The sequence below is a fragment of the Leucobacter sp. HNU genome, from assembly GCF_047946755.1.
Taxonomy (GTDB): domain Bacteria; phylum Actinomycetota; class Actinomycetes; order Actinomycetales; family Microbacteriaceae; genus Leucobacter.
In genome coordinates, this window is the sequence record NZ_CP178837.1 from 1,771,922 (window position 1) to 1,787,398 (window position 15,477).

The 15,477-nt window shown below is 70.0% G+C and carries 12 protein-coding genes; 8 read left to right on the forward strand and 4 right to left on the reverse strand.

The window, feature by feature from the left end:
- The first annotated feature begins 130 nt into the window (after positions 1-130).
- The 5 genes from AB3K78_RS08735 (at position 131) to AB3K78_RS08755 (ending at position 5,865) form a co-directional block, all read left to right on the forward strand.
- Positions 131-694, forward strand: coding sequence for a TetR/AcrR family transcriptional regulator (locus tag AB3K78_RS08735; RefSeq protein WP_416442429.1), 564 nt, complete (start codon positions 131-133; stop codon positions 692-694).
- A 34-nt stretch (positions 695-728) separates the two neighbouring features.
- On the forward strand, positions 729-2,090 hold the full coding sequence (locus AB3K78_RS08740; protein ID WP_416442431.1) for a hypothetical protein: 1,362 nt from the start codon (positions 729-731) through the stop codon (positions 2,088-2,090).
- 117 nt (positions 2,091-2,207) lie between these two features.
- Positions 2,208-3,323 carry a mandelate racemase/muconate lactonizing enzyme family protein gene (locus AB3K78_RS08745; protein ID WP_416442433.1) on the forward strand — a complete coding sequence of 372 codons (1,116 nt, stop codon included), beginning with the start codon at positions 2,208-2,210 and terminating at the stop codon, positions 3,321-3,323.
- Positions 3,320-4,741 carry a YfcC family protein gene (locus AB3K78_RS08750; protein ID WP_416442435.1) on the forward strand — a complete coding sequence of 474 codons (1,422 nt, stop codon included), beginning with the start codon at positions 3,320-3,322 and terminating at the stop codon, positions 4,739-4,741. Before AB3K78_RS08745 ends, AB3K78_RS08750 begins: the two co-directional genes overlap by 4 nt.
- Positions 4,738-5,865 (forward strand): amidohydrolase, encoded by a 1,128-nt coding sequence (locus tag AB3K78_RS08755; protein ID WP_416442437.1) that lies wholly within the window; start codon positions 4,738-4,740, stop codon positions 5,863-5,865. Before AB3K78_RS08750 ends, AB3K78_RS08755 begins: the two co-directional genes overlap by 4 nt.
- Before the next feature lie 24 nt (positions 5,866-5,889).
- Here the strand turns inward: AB3K78_RS08755 and AB3K78_RS08760 are convergent, their stop codons facing one another.
- On the reverse strand, positions 5,890-6,810 hold the full coding sequence (locus tag AB3K78_RS08760) for a LysR family transcriptional regulator (protein WP_416442439.1): 921 nt from the start codon (positions 6,808-6,810) through the stop codon (positions 5,890-5,892).
- A gap of 75 nt (positions 6,811-6,885) precedes the next feature.
- On the opposite strand from AB3K78_RS08760, the gene AB3K78_RS08765 reads away from it, so the two are divergent.
- The 3 genes from AB3K78_RS08765 (at position 6,886) to AB3K78_RS08775 (ending at position 11,624) form a co-directional block, all read left to right on the forward strand.
- The gene (locus AB3K78_RS08765; RefSeq protein ID WP_416442441.1) at positions 6,886-8,469 is read left to right on the forward strand and encodes an aminotransferase class I/II-fold pyridoxal phosphate-dependent enzyme; all 1,584 of its coding nucleotides are present in this window, start codon (positions 6,886-6,888) and stop codon (positions 8,467-8,469) included.
- 77 nt (positions 8,470-8,546) lie between these two features.
- Positions 8,547-9,989: an amino acid permease gene (locus AB3K78_RS08770; protein ID WP_416442443.1), complete on the forward strand. Its 1,443-nt coding sequence runs from the start codon at positions 8,547-8,549 to the stop codon at positions 9,987-9,989.
- 192 nt (positions 9,990-10,181) lie between these two features.
- Entirely contained in the window at positions 10,182-11,624 is a 1,443-nt protein-coding gene (locus AB3K78_RS08775) for an amino acid permease (RefSeq protein WP_416442445.1), read from the forward strand.
- 170 nt (positions 11,625-11,794) lie between these two features.
- On the opposite strand, the gene AB3K78_RS08780 is transcribed toward AB3K78_RS08775, so the two are convergent.
- The 3 genes from AB3K78_RS08780 to AB3K78_RS08790 all read right to left on the reverse strand — a co-directional run bounded on the left by AB3K78_RS08780 (position 11,795) and on the right by AB3K78_RS08790 (position 15,474).
- The gene (locus AB3K78_RS08780; RefSeq protein ID WP_416442447.1) at positions 11,795-13,033 is read right to left on the reverse strand and encodes an acyl-CoA dehydrogenase family protein; all 1,239 of its coding nucleotides are present in this window, start codon (positions 13,031-13,033) and stop codon (positions 11,795-11,797) included.
- A 706-nt stretch (positions 13,034-13,739) separates the two neighbouring features.
- The gene (locus AB3K78_RS08785; protein WP_416442449.1) at positions 13,740-14,516 is read right to left on the reverse strand and encodes an amino acid ABC transporter ATP-binding protein; all 777 of its coding nucleotides are present in this window, start codon (positions 14,514-14,516) and stop codon (positions 13,740-13,742) included.
- Entirely contained in the window at positions 14,509-15,474 is a 966-nt protein-coding gene (locus AB3K78_RS08790) for an amino acid ABC transporter permease (protein ID WP_416442451.1), read from the reverse strand. The genes AB3K78_RS08785 and AB3K78_RS08790 overlap by 8 nt, the downstream gene beginning before the upstream one ends.
- Between the last annotated feature and the right edge of the window lie 3 nt (positions 15,475-15,477).

The window sequence follows — 15,477 nt, forward strand, 5'->3', positions numbered from 1 at the left end:
TCGGTTCCCGCGGCAGCGCCGCGGTGGAACGTGCGGACGGATCGCACCGCGCATCGCACCGGGCGTCCTGAATTCATTTTCAGTTCCTGCTGCTAACGTGTCAAGTCCCGGGCACCGGAAGGAGCGCAACATGGCCGAGGACACCCGCGAACGGATCCTCTCCGCCTGCGAGCGCGTCATCGCGCGCTCGGGGCTCCGCGGCTTCCGCATGCAGGAGGTCGCCCGAGAGGCCGGCGTCTCGATCGGCCTGCTCGCCTACCACTTCGGCGACCGCGACGGGCTGCTCGAGGCCGCGCTCGACCACGTCAACGAGAGCGCAGCGATCCGCGCCGAGGCTCCCGGCGAACAGCCCGCCCCCGCGCGGCTGATCGCCCTGCTCACCTCCGAGTTCGGCGACGACGCGGGGATCCGCGACGGCTCGGTGGCCTGGAACGAGCTGCGCGCGAGCGCCGTCTTCGACGCCGGGCAGGCCCGCGCCGTGGCGCGATCCACCGCCGACTGGCAGCGGCACGTCGTCGAGCTGGTGCGCGAATCCCTCGGGCCCGAGAGCGCCGACCCGGAACCCATCGCGCTGCTGCTCACTGCGCTCGTCGAGGGGCTCTCGGGGCGCTGGCTCACCGGCCAGATCACCGCCGCGCAGGCGCAGGACGCCATGCGCGACGCGGCCGCCCGAGTGGGGATCCGCGCGAACTGAGCCGGTTCCCGCACCGCTGTGCCAAGCTGGTGAGGTGACCGTGCGCGTGGGATTCATCGGCTCGGAGCACTCGACCGCGCGGCTCGCCGCGGTCGAGGCCCGCCTGCCGGGGATCGAGCTGCGCGTGTACCCCTACTCCGACCCGCAGGACACGGTCGAGCAGTACTCCCGGGCGCTCGCCGAGAACGACGCCGTGTGCTTCTCGGGCACCATCGCCCACTACCACCGCCAGCGCGACCTCGACGGGGACACCCCCGTGCTCGTCGGACGCTTCTCCGATTACACGCTGGTCTCGTCCCTGCTGACCGCGACCTCCGGGGAGCGCTCCGGGATCGGGATCGCCGACCTCTCGATCGACCTCCCGAACCCCGACGTGGTCGCGTCGGTCGCCGACGACACCGGGATCCGCTTCTCCCCCGAGCAGATCTCCGACTACCGATGGGTCTACGAGCCCCGGTTCTCCCGCCCCATCGACGTCGACGAGATCGCACGGTTCCACACGGATCGCGCCGAGCGGGCCGGGGCGCGACTCGCGATCACGAGTGTCCACGCCGTCTACGACCGGCTCTCGGCGGCAGGGGTCCCGGTCATGTTCATGGTCGATTCCCTCGGGCGCGACCTCGATCTCATCCGGGCCGCGCGCCAGCGGGTCTCCGTGCGCAGGCTCGAGGGCGCCCTGCTCGCGGTGGTGTCGTTGACGTCCACGGGCAGCGCCGGTCCCGACCGGGACGCCGCAGCCCGGCGCGACGCGCTCGCCTCGGAGCTGAGCCGATTCGCCACGCCCGTGCAGCACCGCCTCGCTGCCTGGCAGCGCGACGGCCTCCAGCTGTTCTACACGACCCGCGGCGAGCTCGACGCCCGGCTTCCCGGCCTCCTCGCGCTCCTCGCTCCGGGGCGCGACCGGGGCGATTCGCTCGCACTGGGGGTCGGCGTCGGCCAGCACCTGCACGAGGCGGAGGACCGCTCGCTCCAGGCCCTGCGCCGGGCGCTCTCGGGGAGCACCTCGGCGGCGTACCTCGTCGACGAGGAGGCCCGCGTGCACGGACCGCTCGGAGGCGATCACGCGATCGAGGAGTCCCGGCACACCGCCCCGTGGCTCGTGGAGCTGTCCTCCGAAGCCGGCATGCAGACCCGTACCGTGAGTCGCCTCCTGTCGTTCGTGGAGGGTCGCGGGTTCCGCCCGTTCACCGCCGCGGAGTGGGCCTCCGCGAGCCAGACCTCCGCGCGCACCGCGGAACGCGCGATCAAGAAGCTCCTCGAGGCCGGGGGGATCGTTTCGGTCGGCCAGGAGAAACCGCTCGAGGCGGGTCGCCCGAGGACCGTCTACGGCCTCTCGCCGAAGATCGAGGCCGCCGTGCGCGAGCTGGCCGCGGCGCGCATTCGCCGCGGTGCGTGAGCCCGCCCCTCCCTTCGGCGGCGTTTCGCGCACCTTGACACCGCACCGCCGGGCCTTCTACGCTCACATTACCGACACTCAACCGACACAATCAACGACGAGGTGGGGTTCAACCCGATGAGAATTGTCAGCGCCGACATCCGAGTGCTCGAGGTACCGCTGCGCGTGCCGTTCATCGTGTCCTACGCGCGCTACGACGTCATGCCCAGCGTGATCGTCTCCTTGCGCACGGACTCGGGACTCGTGGGCTACGGCGAAGCGGTCCCCGACGAGCACGTGACCGGGGAGACCGTGGAATCGGTCGTCGCCGCGATCGCCGGTCACCTCCTCCCCGCGCTGCGGGACACGGATCCGCGCAACCTGAATCTCGTCCACGAGCGCATGGACCGCGCGCTCGTGGCGAACGGCGCCGCGAAGGCGGCGCTCGACATCGCCTGCTGGGATCTGCTCGGCAAGCACGCCGGGATGCCCGTCCACGCACTGCTCGGCGGGCGCAGACCCGAGCAGCCGATGATCGCAAAGGTGCTGAGCATCCTGCCTCCGGAGCGAGTCGCAGCGCAGGCGGCCGAAGCCGTCTCGCAGGGATTCACCCACTTGAAGATGAAGCTCGGGTCCGACACCGAGCAGGACGTCGCCCGCGTCGCGGCGGTGCGCGCGGCCGTCGGCGACGGGATCCGGATCCGCGTCGACGCGAATCAGGGCTGGCGCGACGTCGCAACGGCGAGGCGCATGATCGCAGCCATCGAACCCTTTGGAATCGACTGGATCGAACAGCCGATCGCCGCAGACGACCTCGACGGGTTCCGCAGGCTCCGCCCGCACACGAACGCCGTGATCATGGCGGACGAAGCCGTGATCACCGCAGGCGACCTGGCTCGGCTCGTCCGGGACGAATCCGTCGACATGGTGAACCTCAAGCTCATGAAGTCGGGCGGGATCCTGCCCTGCCAGCGCCTCGCAACGCAGGCGGAGCTGGGCGGACTCGCCGTGCAGATCGGCTCCATGCTCGAGACCAGCGTCTCGTCCGCGGCCGGCTACCACCTGGCGCTCGCGCATCCCAATATCGTCTCGACCGAGCTCTCGGGACCCGTCGCGTTCTCGGACGAACCCGGTGACCTCCACTTCCCGCTGCCCTACGTCGACATCACCGATCGACCGGGGCTCGGCGTCACCCTCGACCCCGCGGCACTCGACCGCCTCACCGTCTCAGCGAAGGAGCTGATCACCGAATGACCACGGTCACCGATTCCCCGAAGCTCCGGCTGCGGGACCGCATCGCGATCCCGCACACTTACGCGATCATCCTCACGATCGTCGTCCTCGTCGGAGTGCTGTCCTACGTCATCCCCTCGGGGGAGTTCGAGCGCGTGGACGCGGACGGCCGCCTCATGGTGGTGCCCGGCACCTTCGAGACGATCGCGAAGACCCCGATCGCTCCCTTCGACATCATCACGGCGATCCCCCGGGGCATGCAGGCCGCGGCGCAGATCGTGTTCTACATCTTCCTCGTCGGCGGCGCCTTCGGCGTGATCCGGGCGACCGGCGCGATCGACGCCGGCATCAACCGCCTCGTGCAGAAGATCGGCAAGAGCGAGCGCTTCATCATCCCGCTCGTCATGATCGTGTTCTCGGTGCTCGGCTTCACCACCGGCATGGCCGAGGAGTGCATCATCTTCGTGCCGATCGGCATCGGCATCGCGCTCTCCCTCGGCTACGACGCGATCGTCGGCACGGCGATGGTCGCGATCGGCGCCGCGTCCGGTTTCGTCGGCGGCATGATGAACCCGTTCACGGTCGGCGTCGCCCAGGGCATCGCCGAGGTCCCCCTGTTCTCGGGCCTGTGGTTCCGCACGGCCGTCTACGTCCCGATCCTGCTCTTCGCGATCTTCTACGTGATGCGGTACGCGGCGCGGATCAAGCGCAACCCCGAGGCTTCGATCCTGTACGGCCGCATCGGCGGCGTCGGTTCGAAGGACTACGCGGTGAGCGAGGAGATCCCGCCGCTGACCGCGCGCCGCGGCATCGTGCTCATCCTGCTGGCGGCGGGCATCGCGATCAACATGATCGGCGTGTTCAACTGGGGCTGGTTCCTCGACCAGCTCGCCGCCAACTTCTTCATCGTCGCGATGCTCTCCGGAATCATCGGCGGCCTCGGCATCAACGGCTCGTTCACGAGCCTCGTCGAGGGCATGCGCGCCGTCGTGTTCGGCGCCATCGTGGTCGGCTTCGCGCGCGCGATCCTGGTCGTCATGCAGGACGGGCACACGCTCGACACGATCGTCAACGCGATCGCCGAGAGCATCTCGCACTGGCCGCCGACCTTCACCGTGCTCGGCATGTTCGCGTTCCAGGCGGTGCTGAACTTCTTTATCCCGTCGGGCAGCGGCATGGCTGCGACCACCATGCCCCTCATGGTGCCGCTGTCGGATCTCCTCGGGATCGACCGGCAGGTCGCGGTGCTCGCATTCCAGTACGGCGACGCGATCACCAACTCGATCATCCCGACCTCCGGCGCGCTCATGGGCTACCTGGCGGTCGCCCGGATCCCCTACGAGCTGTGGGTGAAGTTCATCTGGCGGCTCATCGCCGCCTGGCTCGCGATCGCCGCCCTGGCGCTCGTCGCGGGCGCGATCTGGGGCGTGCCGAATTGATCGCTCCGGCGCGCGACGGGGACTCCCGGATCCTGCGGATCCGGGAGCACCTCGCCGCGCACCCCGAACCCAGCTGGCACGAGCACGGGACCTCCGCATACCTCGCCGGGCTGCTGCGCGATGCCGGGCTCGAACCGGTCCCGTTCGCGGACTTCCCCGGCTTCGTCGTGGACATCGGGCCCGGCGAACCCCGGGTCGGCCTGCGGGGCGATCTCGACGCGCTCGCCCACGAGACGGAGTCCGGCACCGTGCTCGCGCACTCCTGCGGACACGATGCGAACCTCGCGGTCGTCACGGAGACGGTGCTGCGCCTCGCCGAGTCCGGTGCACTCCGGCACGGGGTGCGCGCCATCTTCCAACCGGCCGAGGAGCAGGGCAACGGGGCCGCGTCAGTCGCGGACCTCGGGGTCGCGGACCGGCTCGACCGGCTCTACGGGGTGCACCTGCGCCCGGGCACGGAACTGCCGGCGCCGTTCTTCTCCCCCGCGATCGCGCACGGATCGTGCTGCTTCGTGCGCGGACGGATCCACGGGCCGGATCACCATGGAGCGCGCCCGCACCTCGGGGCGAACGCGATCGAGGTGGCCGCGGAGTTCGCGACCGCGGTCGCGGGTCTCCGCGCGGACCCGCAGGTTCCCGCCTCGGCGAAGTTCACCGAGCTGCGCGCGGGCAGCGGCAACCTCAACGTGATCCCGGGATCCGCGACCTTCGGCATCGACCTGCGCGCGCAGAACAACGCGGTGATGACCCGCCTGCGCGACGGCGTCGCACGGATCGGCCGCTCCCTGGCGGAGCGGCACGGGGTCGAGATCCAGCTCGCGGAGGAAGATTTCGTCCCCGCCGCGATCGTGGGCGAGCTGGCCGAGCAGGACCTCGCCGCCGCGATCCGCGCCACGGCCGGCGACGCGGCGCTCGCACCGCGGAGCACGACCTCGGGGTCCGACGACTTCCACTGCTACACGCTGCGCACCCCGGGCCTCCAGGCCGCGATGCTCGGGGTCGGCGCCGACGTCTCGCCCGGGCTCCACGACCCCGACATGCGCTACGACGTATCGCGCCTGGGACCCGCGGCCGACATCCTCGTGGCGGCCTGCCTCGCGCACGAGGCACCGACCCTCCGGTAGCGGTCCCAGAGCACCCGGCTGTCGCTACGCGACCCGGCCGGCCGGATGCTCGCGTCGCGAGGCCACGCGTTTGAGCGCCGACCCGAGCCAGGCGGTCGCCGCCGGCGGATGCTCGCTGCGGGTCACGTACGAGACGCGGCGCTCACCGAGATCCTGAACGGCGGGCCTCAGCACCACGTCGAAATCGGCGTCGACCGCGGCCGTCGTCGCGAGAGCGAGCCCGAGCCCCTCGGCCACGAGCCCGTGGATCATGTAGAGGTCGTCGGTGCGCATGAGCTCCCGGACCTCGTAGCCCACGGCCCGGCAGGTGCGGCGCAGCACCCGATCGGGCGCCTCGTCGTTGCTGCGACTGCACACCCACGGCACTCGCTCGAGCTCCGCGAAGTCGAGCACCTCCTGCTCGGCCCAGGGGCTCGAACGGCTCACCATGACCCGGTACGGCTCGCTCAGCAGCGGATCGAGCCGGAGGTCCGGCGAGATGAACGCGGGCTCGTCCGAGAAGTCGTAGATGAGGCCGGCGTGCACCTCGCCGCTGCGCAACAGCCGGACGACCTCGGTCGGCTCGGCTTCGATCGCCTCGACCCGCACCGAGTGCCGCTGCTGCATCTGCGCGATCGCAGCGGGCAGCAGGCGCGATCCGACCGACGCGAACGTGCCGACCCGCAGGATCGAGACCCCGGACTCCCGCCGATCGGCGACGATCCGTTCGGCGCGGTCGAGGTGGATGATCGCGCGCTCCACCTCCTCGGCGAACTCGAGGCCCAGAGGGGTCAGCACGGCTCCGGCCCTGCGGCGCTCGACGACGCGTGCCCGCAGGTGCGCCTCCAGCGCGTCGAGGTGGTGGGCCACGGTCGGCACCCCGTAGTGCAGGGCCTCCGCAGCGCGGGTGAGGCTGCCGTGATCGCGGATCGCGAGCAGCACGCGAATCTGTTGCAGGCCGAGCATGTCATACACACTATGACACAGAGGCCGAATATCTGATATTCCCTCGCACACCGGGCCGACGCTACGGTCGAGATCATGCTCACGACCTCCCCCGCCGCAGGCGGCTCCGACGCCGACTCGATCCCCACCGCAGCCGCCGGGACCGCTGCGCTCCCCGAGGCCGGCGCGGCGGAGGAGTCGACGTTCGCCGAGCGCCAGTCGCGCGCGCCCTACGTCGAGGCGCTGCGGAGCCTCGCGGAGATCGACTGGCAGCGGATCCACGTGCCGGGCCACCAGGCACGGGCCGAGAACGCCCCCGGCGTCGCGTCCATCGTGGGCGAGCAGGCGCTCCGCATGGACTTCCCCATGCTGTTCAGCGGCGTCGACCAGCAGACGTGGCAGCTCGTCACCCCCGGCCGCCGCACCCCGATCATGGAAGCGCAGGATCTCGCGGCCGAAGCCTGGGGCGCCGCCCGCACCTGGTTCATCACCACCGGCGCCTCCGGCGGCAACCACATCGCCACGACCGTCGTGCGCGGCCTCGGCACCGAGCTCGTCGTGCAGCGCAGCGTGCACTCGAGCGTGATCGACGGGATCACCCACGTCGGCCTCACCCCGCACTTCGTGCACGGAGCCGTCGACGCCGGCCTCGGCTGCAACCACGGCGTCACCCCGGAGCAGGTCGAGGAGGCGCTCGCCGCGAACCCCGAGAGCGCGGCCGTCTACATCGTCTCCCCCAGCTACTTCGGCGCCGTCGCCGACATCGCCGGGATCGCCGACGTCGCGCACCGCCACGGCGTACCGCTCGTCGTCGACGAAGCCTGGGGCTCCCACTTCGGACTCCACCCGGGGCTCCCGAGCAACGCCGCGCGCCTCGGCGCCGACCTCGTCGTCTCCAGCACGCACAAGGCCGTCGGATCGCTCACCCAGTCGGCCATGATCCAGCTCGGCCACGGTCCCCACGCGCGGGCCCTCGAGTCGCTCGTCGACCGCGTCGTGCGCTCCTACCAGTCGACCAGCACGAGCGCGCTGCTGCTCGCCTCGCTCGACGAGGCCCGCCGCCACATCGTCTCGCACCCCGAGCGGGTCGCCGAAGCGATCGCCTCGGCCGAGGCCGTGCGGAGCCTCGTCAAGAACGACCGCCGCTTCCGCGATGCCACCCCCGACATCCTCGCGAGCCCCGACGCGATCGCGAACGACCCGTTCAAGGTCGCGATCGACACTCGGGGCGCCGGCACCACCGGCGGCGACGCCCACTTCCAGCTCCTCCGCGACCACCGCATCTACTGCGAGCTCTCCACCCCCTCGGCACTGCTGCTGCTCGTCGGCGCGACCTCGCCGCTCGATGTCGACCGCTTCTGGACCGCGCTGCAGGCGCTGCCCGAGGCCGAGATCGAGCCCGAGCGCCCCGTGGCGCTGCCGCCGAGCTGCGAACGCGCCATGGGGCTCGACGAGGCGTTCTTCGCCGACGTCGAGATCGTGGACGCCGCCTCGGCCGTCGGCCGCGTCTCGGCCGACTCCCTCGCCGCCTACCCGCCCGGAGTCCCCAACGTGCTCCCCGGCGAGGTGCTGAGCGCCGATGCGGTAGGGTTCCTGCGCGGCACCGCTGCCACGCCGACCGGCTATGTGCGCGGCGCGAACGACCCCGCGCTCGACACCTTCCGCGTCGTGGCTCACTGACCCCTCCGGTGGACCTCCGGAGGGACGGTCCACCATTCGACCGTTCTTCCCCACCCCATCACAAAGGAGTGTCCGCCATGTCCGTCACCACCTCGAACCCGCCACCCCAGGAGATGCAGCGCGGTCTCAAGAACCGCCACCTGCAGCTCATGGCGATCGGAGGTGCGATCGGCACCGGCCTCTTTCTCGGCTCGGGAAAGCTGATCAGCGTCTCCGGCCCCTCGATCATCTTCGTCTACATGGTGATCGGCTTCTTCGTGTTCTTCATCATGCGCGCCCTCGGCGAGCTGCTGCTGTCGAACCTGCACTACCAGACCTTCGGCGATATCGCGAAGGACCTCATCGGCCCCTGGGCCGGGTTCTTCGTCTCGTGGAACTACTGGTTCTCCTGGGTCATCGCCTGCGTCGCCGACATCATCGCGATCACCGCGTACGTGCAGTGGTTCAACCCCGAGATCCCGAACTGGCTGCCCGCGCTCATCGCCGCCGCCGCGCTCCTCGTGCTCAACCTGCAGCCCGTCAAGTACTTCGGCGAGACCGAGTTCTGGTTCGCGATCATCAAGATCGTCGCGATCCTCGCGCTCATCGGCACCGGCGTCGTCCTCGTGCTCACCGGCTTCACCTCCCCCGAGGGGACCCAGGCCTCGTTCACCCACCTCTGGGACCGCGGTGGCATGTTCCCCATGGGCGCCAGCGGATTCGTCCTCGGGTTCCAGATGGGCATCTTCTCGTTCATCGGCGTCGAGCTCGTCGGCACCGCGGCCGCCGAGACCCAGAACCCGCGCAAGACCCTGCCGAAGGCCATCAACTCGATCGTCGCCCGGATCCTCATCTTCTACGTGGGCGCGCTCGCCGTCATCATGAGCGTCACCCCGTGGGACGAGATCGACCCCGCGAAGAGCCCCTTCGTCTCCACCTTCGCGCTCGCGGGCTTCGGGATCGCCGCCGCCGCGATCCAGCTCGTCGTGCTCACCTCCGCCGCATCCAGCGCGAACTCCGGCCTGTATTCCGGAACGCGCATGCTGTTCGGCCTGTCGAAGGACGGCCACGCGCCGAAGAGCTTCTCGCTCACGGACTCCCGCGGTGTCCCGCGTCGGTCGGTGTTCTTCACCGCGGTGTTCCTGTTCGCCGCGATCCCCCTGCTGTTCGCCGGCGACGGGGTCGTGGCCGCGTTCACCTACGTGTCCTCGATGTGCGCGACCCTGATCCTCTTCACCTGGGGATCCATCGTCGTGAGCTACATCCTCTACCGCCGCCGCTTCCCCGAGCGGCACGAGGCGTCGAAGTTCAAGATGCCGCTGTCGCGTGTCGCCCCCTGGATGGTGCTCGCCTTCTTCGCGTTCATCGCCGGCACGCTGCTCTACGGCGAGGACACCCGACTGCCGTTCCTCGCCATGCCGTTCTGGTTCGCGCTGCTCGCCCTGCTGTGGCAGCTGCGCAAGCGCAAGCTGCTCCGCGAAGGCCGCCCGCTGACCGCGACCGTTCCCACGGTCGCGCATCCCCTCGACCACGAGGACTAGTCGGGACCCCGTTCGACGGGCGAGGCGAGCCGGAATCCGCAACGATTTCGACTCGCCTCGCCCGTCGTCTCGGCGTTGTCCCCGGCCCCGAGTACACTCGTGCCCACTTCCGGTATCCGTGTACCAACGGATCCGGCGCCGGCCCCGACCCCGGGCACGGCCGAGTCCCACCGATCACGGAGGAGTGACCGAATGTCGGAGACCACCACCACGAGCGCCGGCCACGAGAACCTGCAACGCGGCCTCACCAACCGCCACCTGCAGCTCATCGCCATCGGCGGCGCCATCGGCACCGGGCTGTTCCTCGGCTCGGGCAAGGTCATCAGCCTCACCGGCCCGTCGGTGCTCTTCATCTACGCCGTGATCGGCTGCATGATGTTCTTCCTCATGCGCGCCCTGGGCGAGCTGCTGCTCTCCAACCTCAACTACAAGACCTTCGGCGACATCGCGAAAGACCTCATCGGCCCCTGGGCCGGCTACTTCGTGTCGTGGACCTACTGGATCACCTGGGTGGTCATCTGCGTCGCCGACATCATCGCGATCACGAGCTACGTCTCGTACATCAACGCCGACATCCCCAACTGGGTGCCCGCGCTCGTCACCGCGATCGTCCTCACGATCCTCAACCTGCAGCCCGTGCGCTTCTTCGGCGAATTCGAATTCTGGTTCTCGATCATCAAGATCGTCGCGATCCTCGCGCTCATCGTCACCGGCGCGATCCTGCTCGCCACCGGCTTCACCAACCCCGACACCGGCACCAGCTCCTCCCTCGCCCACCTCTGGGACCACGGCGGCATGTTCCCCTTCGGCGCCAGCGGCTTCCTGCTCGGCTTCCAGCTCGGCATCTTCTCCTTCATCGGCGTCGAACTCGTCGGCACCGCCGCCGCCGAGACGAAGGATCCGCATCGCAACCTGCCCCGCGCCATCAACTCGATCGTGGTCCGCGTCCTCATCTTCTACATCGGCGCGCTCACCGTCATCATGGCAATCACCCCGTGGGACAAGCTCGACCCCGAGAAGAGCCCCTTCGTCACCACGTTCGCCTACGCCGGCTTCGGCGCGGCCGCGTTCGCGATCAACCTCGTCGTGCTCACCTCCGCGGCGTCCAGCGCCAACTCCGGCTTCTACTCCGGCACCCGCATGATGCACGCCCTCGCCCACGACGGCCACGCGCCGCGGAGCTTCGCGCTCACCGACAGCCGCGGGGTCCCCCGTCGGGCCGTCTTCTTCTCGGCCGTCTTCGTCTTCTCGTCCGTGCCGATCCTGCTGCTCGGCGACAGCGTGATCGAGGCGTTCACGTTCGTGACCTCGGTCGCGTCGACGTTCATCCTCTTCATCTGGAGCATGATCGCGATCAGCTTCATCTGCTACCTGCGCAAGCACCCGGAACGCCACGCCTCGTCGAAGTTCAAGACACCGCTCCCGCGCATCGTGCCCTGGATCGTGCTCGCGTTCTTCGCGTTCATCCTCGTCACCCTGGCGCTCGCCGACGACACCCGCCTGCCGCTGCTGTTCACCCCGATCTGGTTCGTGGTGCTCGCGGGGATGTGGCAGCTCACCAAGCGCCGCCTCATCAGCGAGGGCCGTCCGCTGACCGCCGCGGTCGAGATCCCGGGCACCGGCGAGGACGCGTAGGCACCGGGGCTCCGGGCGGCGCGAGCCTGCGCTCGCGCGCCGATCCATCCGCATTCGAGTCCGGGCCCTGATGCTGGCGCATCGGGACCCGGACTCGAGTGCTCCCGCCAGGCCCGGCCAGGCGCGCGCCCCGCGGGCTCGCGCCGCCCGGAACCCCGGTTCTCGCGAGGCTAGGCGAACGCGGACAGTCCCGTGATCTCGCGGCCGAGGATCAGCGCCTGCACCGTCTCCGTGCCCTCGTAGGTGTGCAGCGCCTCGATGTCGGCGAAGTGCCGCGCGACGCGGTTCTGCAGCAGGATCCCGTTGCCGCCGAGCAGGTCGCGGGCGTTCGCCGCCATGGCGCGCGCTGTGCGGGTCGACGTGTACTTGCCGAGCGAGGCGCTGGGCCCGGTGAGCTCGCCGGCCGCCTCCACGCGGGTGAGCTGCACGAGCAGGGTCTGCAGCGCGGTGAGCTGGCTGAGCATCTCGGCGAGACGGTTCTGCACGATGGACGACGCGGCGAGCGGACGGCCGAACTGCACGCGCTGCTTGGCGTAGGCGACCGCGGTCTCGTAGACGGCGGTGGCGTGGCCGAGCCCGGCCCAGGCGACGCCGAGTCGGGTCGCTTGCAGCACGCTCGAGGTGTCGCGGAACGAGCGGGCGCCGGGCAGCTTGAGCTCGGGGCCGACGCGCACGCCGTCGTACTCGATGAGCGCCTGCCAGATGGCGCGCAGCGACAGCTTGCCCTCGATGGTCGTGGCTCGATAGCCGGGGGTGTCCTGCGGAACGATGAAGCCCTGCACCTGGCCGTCGTCGCCGCGCGCCCAGGTGATGGTGACGCCGCCGATGCTGCCGTTGCCGATCCACTTCTTGTGGCCGCTGATCACGAAGTCGTCGCCGTCCGACACGGCGCGCGTCTCGAGGCTGACCGAATCGGATCCGTGGGTGGGCTCGGTCAGGGCGAACGAGCCGGGCAGCGTGCCGCGGGCCATCGGCTCCAGGTACTTCGCCCGCTGCTCCTCGGATCCGTGCATCGCGATGGAGCGCAGCGCGAGGCCGCCCTGCACGCCGCCGACGGTGCCGATGGATCCGTCGCCGCGGCTCAGTTCCATGGTGACGAGGCACGCGGCGAGCAGGCTCTGCTCGGGGAAGCCGGGAACCTCGATGCCGTCGCGCAGCAGGTCGAGTTCGCCGAGGCGGGGAATGAGGTGGACGGGGTAATCGGCGCGGTTCCAGTAGTCGTCGATGATCGGCCGCACTTCGTCCTGCACGAACGCGCGGGCGCGGTCCCGGTAGGACCGCTCGTCGGCGGAGAGCCCGGTGAAGACGCCGGCCTGATCGGGGTCGAGCGGCTGCCAGAGGTCGTACTCGGGCTCGGCGGTGCCGAGCGGGACGCGTTCGGGACGGACGTTGGGGCGCGGATCGGACATCGGTGTTCCCTTCTGCGCCGCCCGCGGCGGCGCGGATACGGGATCAGACTCCCGGATCCATCGACGACCCGGCAAGCGGGATGGAGGACCGGCACTGCCGAACGGGCTTCCGCGCTGCATTCGTCGTCGCACTCCCGACAAGGGGATCCCGATCCGGCACGCGAACGCGTGCCGGATCGGGGCCGCTCGGAGGACTCGGAACCGGCGTCGAGGGGCGGGCGGTGCTAGGTGGCGGGGGCGGCGTCGAGGGGCGGGGGTGGTGCGGTGCCGAGGGGCGGGGCGGTGCCGAGGGACGGGGCCGGCGTCGAGGGAGGGTGTTGCTGCCGAAGAACGGCTCGACTTCCGGGCTTTCCACCCGTTCCTCGAAACCTGCACCGTTCCTCGAAACCTGCACCGTTCCTCGAAACCTGCACCGTTCCTCGACAGTGGCACCGTTCCTCGACAGCGGTACCGTCCCTCGACAGTGGCACCGTCCCTCGACAGTGGCACCGATCCTCGACAGCGGCACCGATCCTCGACAGCGGCACCGATCCTCGACAGCGGCACCGATCCTCGACAGCGGCACCGACCCGCGGCACCGCCACCGTTCCCCGACGGCCGCCCCGACCCGCGGCACCGCCACCGTTCCCCGACGGCCGCCCCGACCCGCGGCACCGCCACCGACCCCCGACAGCCGCACCGGCCACCGGCACCGCCCGTCCCGCGACTACAGCACGCTGCGGATGAAGCCGCGGGTGCGCTCGTGCTCGGGCTGCTCGATCACCTGCGCGGGCGGGCCGCTCTCGACCACGACGCCGCCGTCCATGAACACGACCTCGTCGGCGACCTCCCGCGCGAACCCGATCTCGTGGGTGACGACCACCATGGTCATGCCCTCGGCGGCGAGCTCCTTCATCACGTCGAGCACGTCGCCGACGAGTTCGGGGTCGAGCGCCGAGGTGGGCTCGTCGAACAGCATGAGCTTCGGCTTCATCGCGAGCGCGCGGGCGATGGCCACGCGCTGCTGCTGGCCGCCCGAGAGCTGCGACGGATAGTGGTCGGCCCAGGCGTCGAGCCCGACGCGCCGCAGCAGCTCCCGCGCGTTCGCGATCGCCTCCTCCTTACCGCGCCGCGAGACGACGAGCGGCGCCTCGATGATGTTCTCGAGCGCGGTCTTGTGCGGGAAGAGGTTGAAGCGCTGGAACACCATCCCGATGGATCGCCGCTGGCGCGCCACCTCCCGGGGGTGCATCTCGCGCAGATGATCCCCCGCCTCGCGGTAGCCGACGATCTCGCCGTCGACCGTGATGCGTCCGCCGTCGATGCTCTCGAGGTGGTTGATGCAGCGCAGCAGGGTGGATTTGCCCGAGCCGGAGGGCCCGAGCAGCACGGTCACCTGCCCCGCGTGCACGTCCATGGAGATGCCCTTCAGCACCTCGAGCGGACCGAAGTGCTTGCGCACCCCGCGCAGTTGCACGAGTGCCTGATCGCTGAGCTCAGCCATCGCTCCGCGCTCCCTTCTTCCTGCCCTGCAGCTGCACGGCGATCGCCCCGGTGAACTCCTTCGCCTTCTGCAGCGGGGTGGCCGGCGCGTTGCGCTCGACTCCCCTGCCGAAGTGGCGCTCCAGGTAGTACTGCGGGATCGACAGCAGCGAGACGATGAGCAGGTACCAGAGGCTCACGACGATGAGCAGTTCGACCTGCTTGAGGTTCTGCGCCGAGATCTGCGTGGCCCGCGTGTAGACCTCCATGACCGCGATGAGCGACAGCAGCGAGGTGTTCTTGACCATCGAGATGAGCTCGTTGCCGAGCGGCGGGATGATCACGCGCATCGCCTGCGGCAGCAGGATCCGCACGAACGTCGCGAGCGGGCTCATGCCGAGCGATGCGGCGGCCTCGCTCTGCCCGGAGTCGACGGACAGCATGCCGGAGCGGACGATCTCCGCCGAGTAGGCCGCCTCGTTGAGCGTGAGCGCGATGATGCCCGCGACGAGCGGGGTGAGCAGCGAGTTGGTGTCCTGCTGCCAGAACACGATGTCGGTGAAGGGGATCCCGAGCGAGATCTTGTCGAAGATGAGTCCGAAGTAGCCCCAGATGACGATCTGCACGAGCAGCGGGGTGCCGCGGAACAACCAGACGTAGAACGACGAGAACACGACCATGACGGGGTTGCCCGAGAGCCGCATCGCTGCGAGCACGACGGCGAGCACCGTCGAGATCAGCATCGAGACGGCGGTGATGACCAGGGTCAGTCCGACGCCCAGGACGATGTCCTGATTGAAGAGGTACGTACCGACGACCGAGTAGTCGATGTTCTTGTTGGTCGCCAGGGCCTGGGTGAACCAGGCGGCGAAGAGGACCAGGACGATCGCCCAGATCCAGCGGCCGGGCCGCCGGAGCGGCAGGGCTTCGATGTCGAAGCTCCTGTCGCGCTCCGGCGCCGTCGTTGCGATGGCGTTCATGGC

Bases quoted from the DNA above. Each gene is read 5' to 3' on its own strand.
- AB3K78_RS08735 (WP_416442429.1), top strand. From the start codon at position 131: ATGGCCGAGGACACCCGCGAACGGATCCTCTCCGCCTGCGAGCGCGTC.
- AB3K78_RS08745 (WP_416442433.1), top strand. From the start codon at position 2,208: ATGAGAATTGTCAGCGCCGACATCCGAGTGCTCGAGGTACCGCTGCGC.
- AB3K78_RS08750 (WP_416442435.1), top strand. From the start codon at position 3,320: ATGACCACGGTCACCGATTCCCCGAAGCTCCGGCTGCGGGACCGCATC.
- AB3K78_RS08760 (WP_416442439.1), bottom strand. From the start codon at position 6,810: ATGCTCGGCCTGCAACAGATTCGCGTGCTGCTCGCGATCCGCGATCAC.
- AB3K78_RS08765 (WP_416442441.1), top strand. From the start codon at position 6,886: ATGCTCACGACCTCCCCCGCCGCAGGCGGCTCCGACGCCGACTCGATC.
- AB3K78_RS08770 (WP_416442443.1), top strand. From the start codon at position 8,547: ATGTCCGTCACCACCTCGAACCCGCCACCCCAGGAGATGCAGCGCGGT.
- AB3K78_RS08775 (WP_416442445.1), top strand. From the start codon at position 10,182: ATGTCGGAGACCACCACCACGAGCGCCGGCCACGAGAACCTGCAACGC.
- AB3K78_RS08780 (WP_416442447.1), bottom strand. From the start codon at position 13,033: ATGTCCGATCCGCGCCCCAACGTCCGTCCCGAACGCGTCCCGCTCGGC.
- AB3K78_RS08785 (WP_416442449.1), bottom strand. From the start codon at position 14,516: ATGGCTGAGCTCAGCGATCAGGCACTCGTGCAACTGCGCGGGGTGCGC.
- AB3K78_RS08790 (WP_416442451.1), bottom strand. From the start codon at position 15,474: ATGAACGCCATCGCAACGACGGCGCCGGAGCGCGACAGGAGCTTCGAC.